This is a genomic window from Stutzerimonas sp. C6.4V, assembly GCF_058536345.1.
The window spans coordinates 127,632-142,841 of sequence record NZ_JBZUBM010000002.1 but is presented as its reverse complement, the minus strand read 5'-3'; the positions used below and the strand labels follow the sequence as shown (position 1 = coordinate 142,841).

Below are 15,210 nucleotides of genomic sequence, written 5' to 3'. Positions count from 1 at the left end.
ATACGGGCCCCTCGAAACACCCCATGTCCTGAGCTGAAGCGTACTCAGGGTGACCATGAATCGAATGAGAGTTTCCAAGATGACCGATCTCGCCCTGATCGACGAGCTGAAGACCCTGGTCGAGCCTGGCAAGGTGCTGACCGATGCCGATTCGCTGAATACCTATGGCAAGGACTGGACCAAGCAATACGCTCCGGCACCCTCGGCCATCGTGTTCCCGAAAACGGTCGAGCAGGTACAGGCTATCGTGCGTTGGGCCAACGAGCGCCATGTCGCTCTGGTGCCCTCCGGGGGGCGTACCGGCCTTTCCGCCGCGGCGGTCGCCGCTAGTGGCGAGGTGGTGGTCTCCTTCGATTACATGAATCAGATCCTCGCGTTCGACGAGATGGACCGCACCGTCGTTTGTCAGCCTGGTGTGGTCACCGCTCAACTACAGCAGTTCGCCGAAGACAAGGGCCTCTATTACCCGGTGGATTTCGCCTCGTCCGGTTCGAGCCAGATCGGTGGCAATATCGGCACCAATGCCGGCGGGATCAAGGTGATTCGCTATGGGATGACCCGCAACTGGGTGGCCGGGCTGAAAGTCGTCACCGGCAAGGGCGACCTGCTCGAACTGAACAAGGACCTGATCAAGAACGCCACCGGCTACGACCTGCGGCAGCTGTTCATCGGCGCCGAAGGCACCCTGGGCTTCGTCGTTGAAGCCACCATGCGCCTGGAACGCCAGCCAACCAACCTCACCGCCATGGTACTGGGCACGCCGGACTTCGATTCGATCATGCCGGTGCTGCACGCCTTCCAGGACAAGCTGGACCTCACTGCCTTCGAGTTTTTCTCCGACAAATGCCTGGACAAGATTCTCGGCCGTGGCGACATTCCCGCACCCTTCGAGACCCGTACGCCGTTCTACGCGCTGCTGGAATTCGAGGCGACCACCGAAGCCCGTGCTGAACAGGCGCTGGCGACCTTCGAACATTGCGTCAACGAAGGCTGGGTGGTCGATGGCGTGATGAGCCAGAGCGACCAGCAGCTGCAGAACCTGTGGAAATTGCGCGAATACATCTCTGAGACCATCTCGCACTGGACGCCCTACAAGAACGACATCTCCGTCACGGTTTCCAAGGTACCGGCCTTCCTTGCCGACATCGACGCCATCGTCACCAGCAACTACCCCGACTTCGAAGTGCTCTGGTACGGCCACATCGGCGACGGCAACCTGCACCTGAACATCCTCAAGCCCGAGGCGCTGTCCAAGGAGGAATTCTTCGACAAGTGCGCAGCGGTCAATAAATGGGTGTTCGAGACGGTGGAAAAGTACAACGGCTCGATCTCGGCCGAGCACGGCGTTGGCATGACCAAGCGCGATTACCTGACCTACAGCCGTTCGGAGACCGAAATCGCGTACATGAAGGCAATCAAGGCCGCATTCGATCCGAATGGCATCATGAATCCGGGCAAGATCTTTAAGCCTGAAGCCTGAAGCCTGAAGCCTGAAGCCTGCGCTTAGCCATTTGCTTTCAGCTTGCTGCTACCCCTGAGGATTCCGCCATGAACTACAAGCACCAGTACACCGACGGCACCACGATCCACTTCCCGCTGGGCAAGGTGGTCTGCATCGGCCGCAACTATGCCGAGCACGCCAAGGAGCTGAACAACCCGGTGCCCACCGAGCCGCTGCTGTTCATTAAGGCCGGCAGCTGCACCGTGCCGCTGGAGGGTGGCTTCAGCATTCCGACTGACCGCGGCGTCGTGCATTACGAAGCGGAAATCGCCGTGCTGATAGGCAAGCCACTGTCGCGCAAGCCGAACGAGGAAGAGGTTCGCGATGCGATCTCCGGTTTCGCCCCGGCACTGGACCTGACCCTTCGCGATGTGCAGGCCAAGCTGAAGGAAAAGGGCCATCCGTGGGAAATCGCCAAGAGCTTCGATGGAGCCTGCGTGCTGGCGCCCTTCGTCCCAGGCGATGCGGTACAGGACCTGACCGACATCGGTATCCGCCTGACCATCAATGGTGAAGTGCGTCAGGACGGCAACAGCAATCAGATGCTCAACGCCATTCTGCCGCTGCTGCAACACATCGCCGGCCATTTCAGCCTGCAGCCAGGCGACGTGGTGCTGACGGGTACGCCGGTTGGCGTCGGCCCGCTGAACCAGGGTGATGAGCTGGTGCTGGAGCTGGTCGGGTTGTCTCGTTTCGAGAGTCGCGTGCTCTGAGCAGAGCCGGCCGGGTGAGCGCAATGCACATCCGGCCGCTTTCACCCGTATCCCCCGCCTCGCGGCTCATGCTGTAATCCGTGACTCGTTTCGGGTCAGCATTTCCATGCCAATCAACAGTTATCGTCGCTCCCGTCTGCGCCTGTTGCTCTATGTCCTGCTCGCGCTCAGCATCGTCCTGGCCATAGTGGTCGGTGCGCTGCTGCGCTGGGACCAACAGCTGAAACTCTACTGGCAGGAAGGAACGGTGGATGCGCAGCAGCGCGCGGCAAGCATCTGGTTGCCCGATTATGAGCTGGTGCTTGAAACCAGGCTGGCGGGTCTGGAAGAGGACGAAACATCAGGCCTGACCTGGAACCCGGCGACCGGCACGCTGTTCACCGTTACCGGGCAAAACCCGCAGCTTGTCGAGTTTACGTCCGGGGGCGTGGTGCTCCGTCGCGTGCAGCTGGTCGGCTTTTCAGACCCTGAAGCCGTCGAAGCACTGGACGATGGCCAGCTGGGGATTGTCGACGAGCGGCGCCGGCTGGTTGCGGTGTTTCGCCTGCCGCCCGACGTTGAGCGTCTCGATCTGGGGCAGCTGGCGACCTATGACCTGGGCTTCGAGGACGCCGGCAACAAGGGCTTCGAAGGGTTGGCCTGGAACCCGCGCACCCGACGCATGCTGCTGTCCAAGGAACGCGACCCGCACGGGCTGTTCGAGCTGCCATTTCCCGGCGAAGACGGGGCTGCCGGCGTGCTGGAGGCGCTGCCCCAGCGGCCGCTGCTGGTGCGGGACATTTCCTCCGTGACCATCGATCCACGTACCGGTCATACCCTGATGCTTTCGGACGAGTCGCGCCTGCTGGTCGAGCTCGATCTGCTGGGGCGCCCCCGCAGCTTCATCAGTCTGCTCGGCGGACTCAATGGGCTGGTGGAAGGTATCGACCAGGCCGAGGGCGTGGCCATGGACGGCGAGGGGAATATCTATGTGGTGGGCGAGCCGAACCGGTTCTATGTGTTCAGCCGAAAGTAGGCTGGCGCAGCGTGATGCGTGACGCAGGCCAGCCGCTTCCTGGCTTCAGGCCCCTCGCTTCATGGTCCTGACGCCGTCCTCGGTGCCGAGCAGCAGTATGTCGGCCGGGCGTGCAGCGAACAGCCCGTTGGTGACCACGCCGACGATGTTGTTGATCTGCGCTTCCACATCCGGGGCGAAGCCGATCATCAGGTTGTGTACGTCGAGAATGACGTTGCCGTTGTCGGTCACCACGCCGTCGCGGTAGACAGGGTCGCCGCCCAGCCTGACCAGTTCGCGCGCCACGTGGCTGCGCGCCATGGGAATCACTTCGACCGGCAGGGGAAACTCGCCAAGGCGCTCGACCAGCTTGCTGCTATCTGCAATGCAGATGAAGGTTCTGGCAACGGCCGCGACGATCTTCTCGCGGGTCAGGGCTGCGCCGCCGCCCTTGATTAGCTCCAGGTGGCTGTTGGCCTCGTCGGCACCATCGACATAGAACTCCAGGTCCGATACCGAATTCAGGTCGTACACCGGAATGCCATGGCCCTTCAGTCGCTCGGCGGTGGCGTCGGAGCTGGCCACGGCGCCATCGAAGAAGCCCTTGTGCCTGGCCAGCAGATCGATGAAGAAGTTGGCGGTTGAGCCGGTGCCGACACCGACGATGCTGCGGTCGGTGAGTTGCGGCACGATGAGGTCGACAGCGGCCTGGGCAACGGCCTGCTTGAGTTGATCCTGGGTCATGGCGTAAAGGTCCGGGCAGTGAGTGAATCGAGGGGCGAGAGTATAGCGGGGGCAGATCGGCGGGTCTTGCCTGCAGAACCTGTACGGCTGGCTTGCGCGCCGATTGTCGGTGGCCGCAGGGTTTTTCGCAGAGTAGACTCGTCTGCCCCGCAATGCCCGCCAAGATAGCCACGATGCTCGAAGAATACGTCAAGAAGATCCTCACCTCGCGCGTCTATGACGTTGCGGTGGAAACCCCATTGCAGCCCGCGCGCCAGCTTTCCGAGCGGCTCGGCAACCAGATTCTGCTCAAGCGCGAGGATTTGCAGCCGGTGTTCTCCTTCAAGATCCGCGGTGCCTACAACAAGCTGGCGCAGCTTTCCGCCGAGGAGCTGGCGCGCGGCGTGGTCACTGCTTCTGCCGGCAACCATGCCCAGGGCCTGGCCCTGGCGGCGCGCGAGCTGGGCATCAAGGCCACAATCGTCATGCCGCGCACCACGCCGGAACTGAAGGTTCAGGGCGTGCGTGCCCGCGGTGGCAAGGTGGTCCTGCACGGTGACGCGTTCCCCGAGGCACTGGCGTATTCGCTGAAGCTGGTCGAGGAGAAGGGCTACGTCTATATCCACCCCTACGATGATCCACACGTAATCGCAGGGCAGGGTACGGTGGCGATGGAAATCCTACGCCAGCACCAGGGTCAGCTGGATGCCGTGTTCGTGCCGGTCGGCGGCGGCGGGCTGATTGCGGGCGTGGCCGCATACATCAAGTACCTGCGACCCGAGGTCAAGGTCATCGGCGTGGAACCCGATGATTCCAACTGCCTGCAGCAGGCGATGGCCGCCGGTGAGCGCGTGATGCTGTCGCAGGTGGGTTTGTTCGCCGATGGGGTGGCGGTGGCGCAGATCGGTCAGTACACCTTCGATATCTGCAAGGACTACGTCGACGAAGTGATCACCGTCAGCACCGACGAAATCTGCGCGGCGATCAAGGACATCTACGATGACACCCGCTCGATCACCGAGCCGGCCGGCGCACTGGCTGTGGCCGGGATCAAGCGCTACGTCGAGCGCGACGGCGTCGAGAAGCAGGTGCTGGTCGGCATCGACTCCGGTGCCAACGTCAATTTCGACCGCCTCCGCCACGTGGCCGAGCGGGCCGAACTGGGCGAAAAGCGCGAGGCGATCATCGCGGTGACCATCCCCGAGGAGCCGGGCAGCTTCAAGGCCTTCTGCGAGGCCATCGGCAAGCGCCAGATCACCGAGTTCAACTACCGTTACCACCAGGATCGCGAGGCGCACATCTTCGTCGGTGTGCAGACGCATCCGGAAAACGATCCACGTGCTGCGCTGGTGGAAGGCCTGAGAGCGAAAGGCTTTCCGGTACTCGATCTCACCGACAATGAGCTGGCCAAGCTGCACACCCGTCACATGGTTGGCGGACATGCGTCCGGGGTCAGCGACGAGGTGGTCTATCGGTTCGAATTTCCGGAGCGTCCGGGGGCGCTGTTCAACTTCCTCAACAACCTCGGCGGGCGCTGGAACATCTCGATGTTCCACTACCGCAACCATGGCGCGGCAGACGGTCGCGTGGTTGCAGGTCTGCAGGTGCCCGCCGAGGACCGTCACCTGTTGCCGGCGGCGCTGGACAAGATCGGCTACCGCTACTGGGACGAGACGGACAACCCTGCCTACCAACTGTTTCTCGGCTGACCAGCCGTGCCGCGAGGATCGATGGAACACTATCAACTGCTGAACATTACCCATGCCGCGCTGGCAATCCTGCTCACGCTCGGGCTGATCGCCCATATCGCCATGCTCTGGAAGGCCTCGCGGCGGGCGGATCCGACGGTGTTGCAGAAGAAGCTGCGGCGGACCCGGTTGATGTCGCTGCCGCTGCTCGCCGTGCTGGGATTGCTGCTGCCGGTGACAGGCTGGTGGCTGGCGCATCTGGCGGGCTTTCCGCTCGGCCAGCTCTGGCTGCTGGCCAGCTCGGTACTGTTCCTGATTCTCGTCCCGCTGACGCTGCTGCTCGGTGGCCGTCTGCGCGCCTGGCAAGCAGTGGGCGATACCCCGGCAGCGGCGAAGCTGCCGCGTTTTGCGCTGGTCTATGCCGGGCTGATCCTGCTGATCCTGGTCGCCATCATGGGGTTGATGGGCGCCAAGCCGGTCTAGCCAGGGGCCCTCGCTCAGCGCAGGCTGATGATTTCCCAGCCACGCTGCTGGGCGATATCGCGAAGGGTGGGGTCAGGATCGACGGCCACCGGATGACTGACCCGCTCGAGCAGCGGCAGATCGTTGCGCGAATCGCTGTAGAAATAGCTGTCGTCCAGGCTTTGATCGTTGTCGCGTAGCCAGCGCTCTATTCGCGTCACCTTGCCTTCCTGGAAGCAGGGAACATCGGTCAGCCGGCCGGTATAGCGCCCATCCTGCATTTCACATTCGGTGGCCAGCAGTGTATCGACGCCCAGGCGCTTGGCGATGGGCCCGGTGATGAAACGGTTGGTCGCGGTGATGATCACCACCCGGTCGCCAGCTTCATGGTGTTGGCGGACCAGCGCTTCGCCCTTGGCCAGCACGATGGGCTCGATGTGGTCGCGCATGAACTCGGCGTGCCACTGCTGCAGCAGCGCCATCTCGCTGCGGCCCAGCAGCTCCTGGCAGAAGTTCTGGTATTCGAGCACATCCAGCGCACCGGCCAGGTAGTCCTGGTAAAAGGCATCGTTGCGGGTGCGATAGGCCTCGGCGTCAACCAGGCCGCGCTGGCAAAGAAATTCGCCCCAGGCGTGATCGCTGTCACCGGCCAGCAGGGTATTGTCGAGATCGAATAAAGCCAGGCGCACGCTGCGTTCCTCGAAAGGTGAAGGGAGGCGAAGCATAGCGGGATTGCCCTGGACATGGCAGCGGCGGGGTCGAGTATCGGTCCCCGGGCCGGGTTGGTCGACGGCTTCTCAGCGTGCTTTCTGCTTGTCGCGTTTTTGTGGAACAATGCCGCGACATGCGTTTGCGAGGTTGTATGCCGTGATCGACTCCGATGGTTTTCGCCCCAATGTCGGCATCATCCTGACCAATGATGTCGGGCAGGTGCTTTGGGCCCGGCGGATTAATCAGGACGCCTGGCAGTTTCCGCAAGGCGGGATCAATCCGCGCGAGACGCCGGAAGAAGCCCTCTACCGCGAACTCAACGAAGAAGTCGGGCTGGAACAGCAGGATGTGAAGATTCTCGCCTGCACCCGTGGCTGGTTGCGTTATCGTCTGCCGCAGCGTCTGGTGCGTACCCATAGCCAACCACTGTGCATCGGGCAGAAACAGAAATGGTTTCTGCTGCGTCTGACTGGCGCTGAAGATCGGGTGCGAATGGATCTGACCGGCAAGCCCGAATTCGATGGCTGGCGCTGGGTCAGCTACTGGTATCCGCTGGGCCAGGTCGTTACCTTCAAGCGCGAGGTTTACCGGCGCGCCTTAAAAGAACTCGCTCCGCGCCTTCTGGCACGGGACTGACGGGAGAAAGCCCCTGAGCATGCTCGGCACGCTGCGCAAGATTGTCCAGGAAGTGAATGCCGCCAAGGACCTCATGGCGGCCTTGGGCATCATCGTGCTGAGAGTCAGGGCGGCCATGGGCAGCCAGGTCTGCTCGGTCTACCTGCTCGATCCGGACTCGGGTCGTTTTGTCTTGATGGCCACCGAGGGCCTGAACAAGAAGGCCATTGGCAAAGTCAGCATGGCGCCCAACGAGGGGCTGGTCGGTCTTGTCGGTACGCGCGAGGAGCCGCTCAACCTTGAGCACGCATCCGAGCATCCGCGTTACCGCTACTTTGCCGAGACCGGTGAAGAACGCTATGCCTCTTTTCTTGGCGCACCGATCATTCACCACCGCCGGGTGATGGGCGTTCTGGTCATCCAGCAGAAAGAGCAGCGCCTGTTCGACGAAGGCGAAGAAGCCTTCCTGGTCACCATGAGTGCGCAGCTCGCAGGCGTCATCGCCCATGCCGAGGCGACCGGTTCTATCCGCGGTCTGGGTCGGCAGGGCAAGGGCATCCAGGAAACCCGCTTCATCGGCATCCCCGGCGCGCCAGGTGCGGCAGTGGGCACTGCCGTCGTGGTGCTGCCTCCCGCCGACCTGGATGTCGTACCGGACAAGACGGTTGAAGACATCCCGGCCGAGCTCGCCCTGTTCGAATCCGCACTCGAGGCAGTGCGCGCCGACATGCGTGCGCTCTCGGAAAAGCTGGCGTCGCAGATGCGCAAGGAAGAGCGGGCCCTGTTCGACGTTTACCTGATGATGCTCGACGATTCTGCGCTGGGCGGCGAGGTAGCCAAGGTGATACGCACCGGCCAGTGGGCGCAAGGCGCGTTGCGCCAGGTGGTCGCCGATCACGTCGGTCGTTTCGAAATGATGGATGACGCCTACCTGCGCGAGCGCGCCTCGGACGTCAAGGATATCGGTCGGCGCCTGCTGGGCTATCTACAACAGGCGCGCCAGCAGACCCTGAGCTACCCGGATAAGACCATCCTGGTCAGTGAAGAACTGTCGCCGGCGATGCTTGGCGAGGTTCCCGAAGGCAAGCTGATGGGAATGGTCTCGGTGCTGGGTTCGAGCAATTCCCACGTGGCGATCCTGGCCCGCGCCATGGGCATTCCCACGGTGATGGGCGCGGTGGACCTGCCGTATTCGAAAGTCGACGGCATCGAGCTGATCATCGACGGTACCCGCGGCGAGATCATTACCAACCCGGCGAAGGTGCTGCGCGAGCAGTATCTGGTCCTGGCCGAGCAGGAGCGTCAGCTCTACGAAGGCCTGGATATACTGCGCGAACTGCCCTGCGAGACCACGGACGGCGTGCGCATTCCCCTGTGGGTCAATACCGGCCTGCTCGCCGATGTGGTGCGCGCACAGGAGCGTGGCGCAGAAGGGGTCGGCCTGTATCGCACCGAAGTGCCCTTCATGATCAAGGAGCGCTTCCCCAGCGAGAAGGAGCAGATGGCGATCTATCGCGAGCAGCTGCAGGCCTTCCACCCGCTGCCGGTGACCATGCGCAGCCTCGACATCGGCGGTGACAAGAGCCTGCCGTATTTCCCCATCAAGGAGGAAAATCCCTTCCTCGGCTGGCGGGGCATTCGCGTCACCCTCGATCACCCCGAGATTTTCCTGCTGCAGACCCGCGCCATGCTCAAGGCCAGTGCCGGGTTGAACAACCTGCGCATCCTGTTGCCGATGATTTCCGGCACCCGCGAGCTGGAAGAGGCGCTGCACCTGATCCACCGCGCCTGGGGCGAGGTGCGCGACGAAGGCACTGACGTCGAGATGCCACCGGTGGGTGTGATGATCGAGGTTCCCGCGGCCGTCTACCTCACGCGGGAGCTGGCGCGTCAGGTGGATTTCATCTCGGTGGGCTCCAACGACCTGACCCAGTACCTGTTGGCAGTCGACCGCAACAATCCTCGTGTCGCCGATCTCTATGACTATCTGCATCCGGCGGTTCTCGAAGCCTTGCAGCGGGTCGTTCGCGAAGCCCACGATGAAGGCAAGCCGGTCAGCATTTGCGGCGAGATGGCTGGCGACCCCGGGGCGGCCATCCTGCTGCTGGCAATGGGTTTCGACAGCCTGTCGATGAACGCCACCAACCTGCCCAAGGTGAAGTGGATGTTGCGTCAGATCAGTTCCGCCACGGCGCGTGAGCTGCTGGCCAAGGTAATGGTGATGGACAGCCCGCAAGTGATTCACGCCACCGTGCAGCTGACCCTGCGCAACCTGGGGTTGGATCGCATGCTTAATCCTTCTGCGGCGCTCTAGCCGTCTGTCCCGGGCCGGGGCTGGTTGAGCGCCGGTAGATGGATACAGCTATCACCCAGAATGCCGGCTGGGCCAAAGCTGCGTTCGATGATTTCGGTTGCGCCCTCTGCGCGACGGAGCAGCACGGTGCTGGCGCGGGTCCCGTAGTCAGGGCTGGCAATGAACACGCTCGACAGTCTCTTTTCCCATTCATAGGGCACGCCGGTGCTGGGCAGGTCGGCGTCTGCGGCGGGCTGCGGGTCGCTCAACAACTTCAGCAGGGTGTCGGTATCCGGCGTGTCGTCAATGCAGGCTTGCAGGGCCAGGCGTGCGCGCAGGAGCTTTGGCCAAGGCGTGTCCAGCGCCGCGTTGGACAACCCGTAAACGCCGGCCTCGAGCTGTTTCGGCATGCCGATGCGAGAGTTCAGGTACCACAGCTGATCGGTATCTCCAACCAGCAGGTTGAAGCCGGCGTAGTGATCGAGGCTGCCAACCAGTTCCTCCAGATAGGCCCGCGGCGACAGCGAGCCGCAAAGGAAGCGCTCGGGCAGTTCACCGCGCGAACGGCTGCCGCCGGGCGAGCCGGGTGCACGGATGTTGGTGACTGCCGCGAAACGTCGCCCCGTTGTCACGCCCATCCAGGTGCCGCCGGCCTGCAGGTCGCGGCCGGCCACGACATGTGGCGCGTCCTCCCAAGGGGCCAGGGGCAGGCTTGGACGGGCATGAAACTCGTCACGGTTGGCGGCAACGACCAGCGGTAACGCATGGGTCGGGCGCCAGGCAAATACGATCAGGCACATAGGCAGTCGAAAGCGAGCGAGGCTCGAGGCTAGACGAAAGGGCGGCTCGACTACAAGCAGGCGAGCAGCCCTGCCAGAACTCTGACCGTTGCCAGTCGCTGCCGATCCCCTGTCGCCTGTCGGCCACGCGCGTCGACGCGGCCATGCCTCGGCTTCCAACCTGGTTTTCCGCTACCATGCCGCTTTGTTTTTCAGGGTGGCCCGATGGAGTTCGCGCTTTATCTGCTTCTCGGCGGGTTCGCTGGCGTATTGGCGGGCCTGTTCGGCGTCGGCGGCGGGCTGATCATCGTTCCGGTGCTGGTGTACAGCTTTACCGCACACGGCTTCGATCCCCTGGTCCTTACGCATCTGGCGGTCGGAACGTCGCTGGCGACCATTGTCTTCACCTCGTTGAATTCGATCCTGACGCACCATCGCAAGGGTGCGGTGCAATGGCCTGTCGTGCTCTGGATGACGGTCGGGATACTGCTGGGGGCGGCATTGGGAAGCCTGACCGCAGCGGCGATCCAGGGGCCGATGCTGCAGAAGATCATAGGGATTTTCGCCATCGCGATGGCTGTGCAGATGGGCTTCTCGTTACAGCCCAAGGCCAGCGCCGGCGTGCCGGGCAAGCCGGTACTGACCGTGGCCGGGTTGCTGATTGGTTGGGCGTCGTCGATCTTCGGGATCGGAGGTGGCTCGCTTACCGTGCCGTTCCTTTCCTGGCGTAGCGTGCCGATGCAACAGGCGGTGGGTACGTCCGCTGCCTGCGGTCTGCCAATCGCCATCGCCGGTGCGTTGAGCTTTGCCGTGGTTGGCTGGCAGGATGCGCATCTGCCCGAGTGGAGCGTCGGCTATGTGTACTTGCCCGCGCTGTTTGGCGTTGCGATCACCAGCATGTTTTTTGCCCGCGTCGGTGCCTTGCTAGCGCATCGACTGTCAGCGCTGATGTTGCGGCGTCTGTTTGCGCTGTTGCTGTTGGGCGTTGGAATCAATTTCTTGATCTGAGGAAACCTGGATGCTGCCTTATCCGCAGATAGACCCTGTGGCCGTTTCGCTAGGCCCGTTGCAAATTCACTGGTACGGCCTGATGTACCTGATCGGCATTGGCGGAGCCTGGTTTCTGGCATCGCGCCGGTTGCATCGTTTCGATCCAAGCTGGGACAAGGACAAGCTCTCCGACCTGGTGTTCTGGGTGGCGATGGGAGTGATAGTCGGCGGGCGGCTGGGCTACGTGTTGTTCTATGACCTGGCGTCATACCTCAACGATCCGACGCTGATATTCCAGGTCTGGAAGGGCGGCATGTCATTCCATGGTGGTCTGCTCGGCGTGCTGCTGTGTACCTGGATCTTTGCCCGGCGCAACGGCAAGAAATTCTTCGAGCTGATGGATTTCATTGCGCCCTTCGTGCCGATCGGGCTGGGTGCCGGGCGGATCGGCAACTTCATCAATGCCGAACTCTGGGGCAAGGCGACAGACCTGCCTTGGGCCATGGTGTTTCCCACCGACCCCCAGCAGCTGGCGCGACATCCGTCGCAGCTCTATCAGTTCGCCCTCGAAGGCGTGGCGCTGTTGGTGATCCTCTGGATCTATTCCAGCAAGCCGCGGCCGACCATGGCGGTGTCCGGTCTGTTCGCGGTGTGCTACGGCATCTTCCGCTTCATCGTCGAGTTTGTCCGCGTGCCCGATGCGCAGCTCGGTTACCTGGCGTTCGGTTGGCTGACCATGGGGCAGGTGCTCTGCGTACCGATGATCCTGATCGGCGTCGGGATGATCGCCTGGGGTTACCGCCACGAGCCGGTGAAGGCATCGGCCTGACCGGCCCGGCCCGGCTTGTCGACAAGTGGGCGACAAGCCGGGCGCTGCCTCTTACCATCTGCAGGTTTCCTTTCACCGCGCCCAGGCGCCCGCTTCGAGCCCATCGATGAAACAGTATCTCGACCTGATGCGCCACGTGCGCGACAACGGAACCTTCAAGAGCGATCGCACCGGTACCGGGACCTACAGCGTATTCGGCCACCAGATGCGTTTCGACCTGGCCGAGGGCTTTCCGCTGGTGACCACCAAGAAATGCCACCTCAAGTCGATCATCCATGAACTGCTGTGGTTTCTGCAGGGCGACACCAACATCAAGTACCTGCAGGAAAACGGCGTGCGTATCTGGGACGAGTGGGCCGACGAGAACGGCGAGCTCGGCCCGGTCTACGGTTACCAATGGCGCAGCTGGCCGGCACCCAACGGTGAATCGGTCGATCAGATCGCCAATCTGCTGGCGATGATCCGCAAGAATCCTGATTCGCGGCGCCTGATTGTCTCGGCCTGGAACCCCGCGCTGGTCGACCAGATGGCGCTGCCGCCGTGCCACGCGCTGTTCCAGTTCTATGTTGCGGAAGGCAAGCTCAGCTGCCAGCTGTACCAACGTTCGGCTGATATCTTCCTTGGCGTACCGTTCAATATCGCCAGCTATGCACTGCTGACCTTGATGGTGGCCCAGGTCTGCGACCTGCAGCCGGGTGAGTTCATCTGGAGCGGCGGCGATTGCCACCTCTACGCCAACCATCTGGAACAGGCCGACCTGCAGCTGACCCGCGAGCCGCTGCCACTGCCGCAGATGAAGCTCAATCCCGAGGTGAAAGACCTGTTCGCCTTCCGCTTCGAGGATTTCGAGCTGGTGGGGTACGAGGCCCATCCGCACATCAAGGCGCCCGTCGCCGTCTGAGCACTGCGCCGCTCGGCTTGCCGGCGGCGCTACGATCACCGTTCGCCGAGATAGCGCGCCTGCATGTCCTGCCAGCGTGCGCTGTTGGTGATGTCCAGGATCGCCTGGCTCAGCGGCTCCCGGTAGGGGCTGCCAGCGGGCACTGCAAAGGCGTAGGACTGCTGCTCGAAAATGCCGGGAAGCAGCCGCAGGCCTTCGCCCTGCAATTCCGTGTTGCGGTACTGGAGTATTGGCTGGTCATACACCACCGCTTCCGCCTGGCCGTCGAGCACGGCACTGATGGCCTGGCCGAGATCGGAGTAGGCGGTGGCGCGAATGCGATTTTCCTGTAGGTAGCCTGCGCTGACGGTGCCGTCCACCGTCGCAACGTGTGCGCTGCGCAGGTCGTCCGGACTCTGCAGGCCACTCTTCAGGCTGCCGACCGTCAAGGTGCTGGTGACCGCTGCGGTAAAGGTCGACACCATGATCAAGGCGGCGAACATCCAGACGATGGCGATCAGTCGACCGCCCAGCGTGACCGGCGCCTTGTCGCCGTAGCCGACCGTGGTCATGGTCACCGCGGCCCACCAGAAGCTGTTGCCGAGCCCTTCTACCGAGCTGCCGCCGAACTGCTCGCGGTTGCGCCTGCGTTCGAACAGCCAGAGCAATGCACCGACCATCAGCAGTAACGCTCCGAGCCCCAATACCAGGCTTGCGAACTGCCAGGAAAACAACGCACGGACCGCACTCCAGCCGCCGCCTTCCTGATCCTGCGGGACGCCAATCGCCAGCCCGGTGCGGTAGAAGGGATGGGTGAAGTCGACCAGGGCCTCACGGCTAGCGGTCATGGTCAACGCACCGACCACCACATCCAGCTGGTCGCCTTGCAGGCCAGTCAACAGCTGGTCGAATGGCAAGGGTTGCAGCTCGTAGCGATAACCCTCCTGCTCGGCGATCGCTTCCCACAGGTCGATGCTGATGCCGCTCCAGCTGCCGTCTGCCTCGTGGATGACGAAAGGTGGGACTTCGGTGATGCCCACCCGCAATACCTCGTCTCCTGATTGGGCGAAGGCCTGCTGGCCCATCACAGCGAACAGCAATGCGATCAGAAACCTCTGCACATGTCTTTCCTCGTTGTCGTTTCGGACCAGAGTAACAAAGCTGAACGGTGGGTCCGCCACGCGACCTGTGCATGTAAAGTCGCCAGAACACCATCTGCGTTGTATAGACTCGGGTGAAACCATGATCAGAGGACGAAGCATGCGACGGGTTGTGTTCAATCAGAAAGGCGGGGTTGGCAAATCGAGCATTGCCTGCAACCTGGCGGCGGTGAGTGCATCACAGGGCTATCGCACCCTGCTGATCGACCTCGATGCCCAGGCCAACTCCAGCCACTACCTGTCGGGGCTCACCGGCGATGCGTTGCCCACCGGGATTGCTGACTACTTCAAGCAGGTGCTTGCCGGTGGCGCGTCCGGCAAGAAGGCTCGGCCGCCGATCTTTGAAACGCCGTTCGAGAATCTGCATCTGATCGCCGCCAACGCCGAACTGGCGGACCTGCAGCCGAAGCTCGAAGCCAAGCACAAGATCAACAAACTGCGAAAGTTGCTGGAAAGCCTGTCGGAAGAATACGAACGCATCTATCTCGACACACCGCCTGCGTTGAATTTCTTCACCGTCTCGGCATTGATCGGTGCGGATCGCTGCCTGATTCCCTTCGACTGCGACAGTTTTTCGCGTCAGGCGCTGTACAGCCTGCTGGCTGAGATCGAGGAGCTGCAGGAAGACCACAACGAGGGGCTCGAGGTCGAAGGCATCGTGGTCAACCAGTTCCAGCCACGCGCCGCACTGCCGCAGCAGATGATCGACGAGCTGCTGACCGAGGGCCTACCCGTGCTGCCGGTGCACCTGATGAGTTCGGTACGGATGCGCGAGTCCCATCAGGCGTGCATGCCGCTGATCCATTTCGATCCCCGGCACAAACTGACCCAGCAGTTCATCGAGCTGCACGGGCATCTGGAAGGGCACTGAT

General features: G+C 62.6%; 15 protein-coding genes. 11 read left to right on the top strand and 4 right to left on the bottom strand.

What is annotated here, in order from left to right:
* The first annotated feature begins 79 nt into the window (after nucleotides 1-79).
* From AC4LFW_RS16500 to AC4LFW_RS16490, 3 genes are all read left to right on the top strand, one after another.
* Nucleotides 80-1,480: an FAD-binding oxidoreductase gene (locus tag AC4LFW_RS16500; protein ID WP_491820443.1), complete on the top strand. Its 1,401-nt coding sequence runs from the start codon at nucleotides 80-82 to the stop codon at nucleotides 1,478-1,480.
* 68 nt (nucleotides 1,481-1,548) lie between these two features.
* Entirely contained in the window at nucleotides 1,549-2,214 is a 666-nt protein-coding gene (locus AC4LFW_RS16495; RefSeq protein ID WP_491820441.1) for a fumarylacetoacetate hydrolase family protein, read from the top strand.
* A gap of 106 nt (nucleotides 2,215-2,320) precedes the next feature.
* Nucleotides 2,321-3,229, top strand: coding sequence for an SdiA-regulated domain-containing protein (locus AC4LFW_RS16490; protein WP_491820439.1), 909 nt, complete (start codon nucleotides 2,321-2,323; stop codon nucleotides 3,227-3,229).
* Between the two features lie 45 nt (nucleotides 3,230-3,274).
* Here the strand turns inward: AC4LFW_RS16490 and rpiA are convergent, their stop codons facing one another.
* Complete coding sequence (gene rpiA, locus AC4LFW_RS16485; RefSeq protein ID WP_491820438.1) at nucleotides 3,275-3,952, bottom strand: ribose-5-phosphate isomerase RpiA; 678 nt, start codon at nucleotides 3,950-3,952, stop codon at nucleotides 3,275-3,277.
* Between the two features lie 173 nt (nucleotides 3,953-4,125).
* Here rpiA and ilvA point away from each other — a divergent pair, with 173 nt between their 5' ends.
* A complete protein-coding gene (ilvA, locus tag AC4LFW_RS16480; protein WP_491820437.1) occupies nucleotides 4,126-5,640 on the top strand; it encodes a threonine ammonia-lyase, biosynthetic in 1,515 nt (504 codons plus the stop codon).
* Between the two features lie 21 nt (nucleotides 5,641-5,661).
* The gene (locus tag AC4LFW_RS16475) at nucleotides 5,662-6,102 is read left to right on the top strand and encodes a DUF2269 family protein (RefSeq protein ID WP_491820436.1); all 441 of its coding nucleotides are present in this window, start codon (nucleotides 5,662-5,664) and stop codon (nucleotides 6,100-6,102) included.
* 14 nt (nucleotides 6,103-6,116) lie between these two features.
* Here the strand turns inward: AC4LFW_RS16475 and AC4LFW_RS16470 are convergent, their stop codons facing one another.
* Nucleotides 6,117-6,770 (bottom strand): histidinol-phosphatase, encoded by a 654-nt coding sequence (locus AC4LFW_RS16470; protein ID WP_491820434.1) that lies wholly within the window; start codon nucleotides 6,768-6,770, stop codon nucleotides 6,117-6,119.
* Nucleotides 6,771-6,948: 178 nt separating this feature from the next.
* On the opposite strand from AC4LFW_RS16470, the gene AC4LFW_RS16465 reads away from it, so the two are divergent.
* Complete coding sequence (locus tag AC4LFW_RS16465) at nucleotides 6,949-7,428, top strand: RNA pyrophosphohydrolase (RefSeq protein ID WP_045432287.1); 480 nt, start codon at nucleotides 6,949-6,951, stop codon at nucleotides 7,426-7,428.
* A 19-nt stretch (nucleotides 7,429-7,447) separates the two neighbouring features.
* A complete protein-coding gene (gene ptsP, locus AC4LFW_RS16460) occupies nucleotides 7,448-9,721 on the top strand; it encodes a phosphoenolpyruvate--protein phosphotransferase (RefSeq protein WP_491820432.1) in 2,274 nt (757 codons plus the stop codon).
* Here ptsP and AC4LFW_RS16455 read toward each other — a convergent pair.
* Nucleotides 9,718-10,500, bottom strand: coding sequence for an NRDE family protein (locus tag AC4LFW_RS16455; RefSeq protein ID WP_491820431.1), 783 nt, complete (start codon nucleotides 10,498-10,500; stop codon nucleotides 9,718-9,720). The genes ptsP and AC4LFW_RS16455 overlap by 4 nt on opposite strands.
* Nucleotides 10,501-10,704: 204 nt before the next feature.
* Here AC4LFW_RS16455 and AC4LFW_RS16450 point away from each other — a divergent pair, with 204 nt between their 5' ends.
* From AC4LFW_RS16450 to AC4LFW_RS16440, 3 genes are all read left to right on the top strand, one after another.
* A complete protein-coding gene (locus tag AC4LFW_RS16450) occupies nucleotides 10,705-11,487 on the top strand; it encodes a sulfite exporter TauE/SafE family protein (RefSeq protein WP_491820430.1) in 783 nt (260 codons plus the stop codon).
* A 10-nt stretch (nucleotides 11,488-11,497) separates the two neighbouring features.
* Nucleotides 11,498-12,298, top strand: coding sequence for a prolipoprotein diacylglyceryl transferase (gene lgt / locus AC4LFW_RS16445; protein ID WP_491820428.1), 801 nt, complete (start codon nucleotides 11,498-11,500; stop codon nucleotides 12,296-12,298).
* A 106-nt stretch (nucleotides 12,299-12,404) separates the two neighbouring features.
* Nucleotides 12,405-13,199 carry a thymidylate synthase gene (locus AC4LFW_RS16440; protein WP_491820426.1) on the top strand — a complete coding sequence of 265 codons (795 nt, stop codon included), beginning with the start codon at nucleotides 12,405-12,407 and terminating at the stop codon, nucleotides 13,197-13,199.
* A 35-nt stretch (nucleotides 13,200-13,234) separates the two neighbouring features.
* Here AC4LFW_RS16440 and AC4LFW_RS16435 read toward each other — a convergent pair whose 3' ends face one another.
* Complete coding sequence (locus AC4LFW_RS16435) at nucleotides 13,235-14,299, bottom strand: transporter substrate-binding domain-containing protein (RefSeq protein ID WP_491820425.1); 1,065 nt, start codon at nucleotides 14,297-14,299, stop codon at nucleotides 13,235-13,237.
* Nucleotides 14,300-14,438: 139 nt separating this feature from the next.
* Between AC4LFW_RS16435 and AC4LFW_RS16430 the strand changes: the two genes are divergently transcribed.
* The gene (locus tag AC4LFW_RS16430; protein WP_491820423.1) at nucleotides 14,439-15,209 is read left to right on the top strand and encodes a ParA family protein; all 771 of its coding nucleotides are present in this window, start codon (nucleotides 14,439-14,441) and stop codon (nucleotides 15,207-15,209) included.
* Nucleotide 15,210: the final 1 nt, after the last annotated feature.

Coding starts and splice junctions, on each gene's coding strand:
- AC4LFW_RS16450 (WP_491820430.1), top strand. CDS start 10,705: ATGGAGTTCGCGCTTTATCTGCTTCTCGGCGGGTTCGCTGGCGTATTG.
- AC4LFW_RS16490 (WP_491820439.1), top strand. CDS start 2,321: ATGCCAATCAACAGTTATCGTCGCTCCCGTCTGCGCCTGTTGCTCTAT.
- ptsP (WP_491820432.1), top strand. CDS start 7,448: ATGCTCGGCACGCTGCGCAAGATTGTCCAGGAAGTGAATGCCGCCAAG.
- lgt (WP_491820428.1), top strand. CDS start 11,498: ATGCTGCCTTATCCGCAGATAGACCCTGTGGCCGTTTCGCTAGGCCCG.
- AC4LFW_RS16475 (WP_491820436.1), top strand. CDS start 5,662: ATGGAACACTATCAACTGCTGAACATTACCCATGCCGCGCTGGCAATC.
- AC4LFW_RS16455 (WP_491820431.1), bottom strand. CDS start 10,500: ATGTGCCTGATCGTATTTGCCTGGCGCCCGACCCATGCGTTACCGCTG.
- ilvA (WP_491820437.1), top strand. CDS start 4,126: ATGCTCGAAGAATACGTCAAGAAGATCCTCACCTCGCGCGTCTATGAC.
- AC4LFW_RS16500 (WP_491820443.1), top strand. CDS start 80: ATGACCGATCTCGCCCTGATCGACGAGCTGAAGACCCTGGTCGAGCCT.
- AC4LFW_RS16495 (WP_491820441.1), top strand. CDS start 1,549: ATGAACTACAAGCACCAGTACACCGACGGCACCACGATCCACTTCCCG.
- AC4LFW_RS16440 (WP_491820426.1), top strand. CDS start 12,405: ATGAAACAGTATCTCGACCTGATGCGCCACGTGCGCGACAACGGAACC.
- rpiA (WP_491820438.1), bottom strand. CDS start 3,952: ATGACCCAGGATCAACTCAAGCAGGCCGTTGCCCAGGCCGCTGTCGAC.
- AC4LFW_RS16430 (WP_491820423.1), top strand. CDS start 14,439: ATGCGACGGGTTGTGTTCAATCAGAAAGGCGGGGTTGGCAAATCGAGC.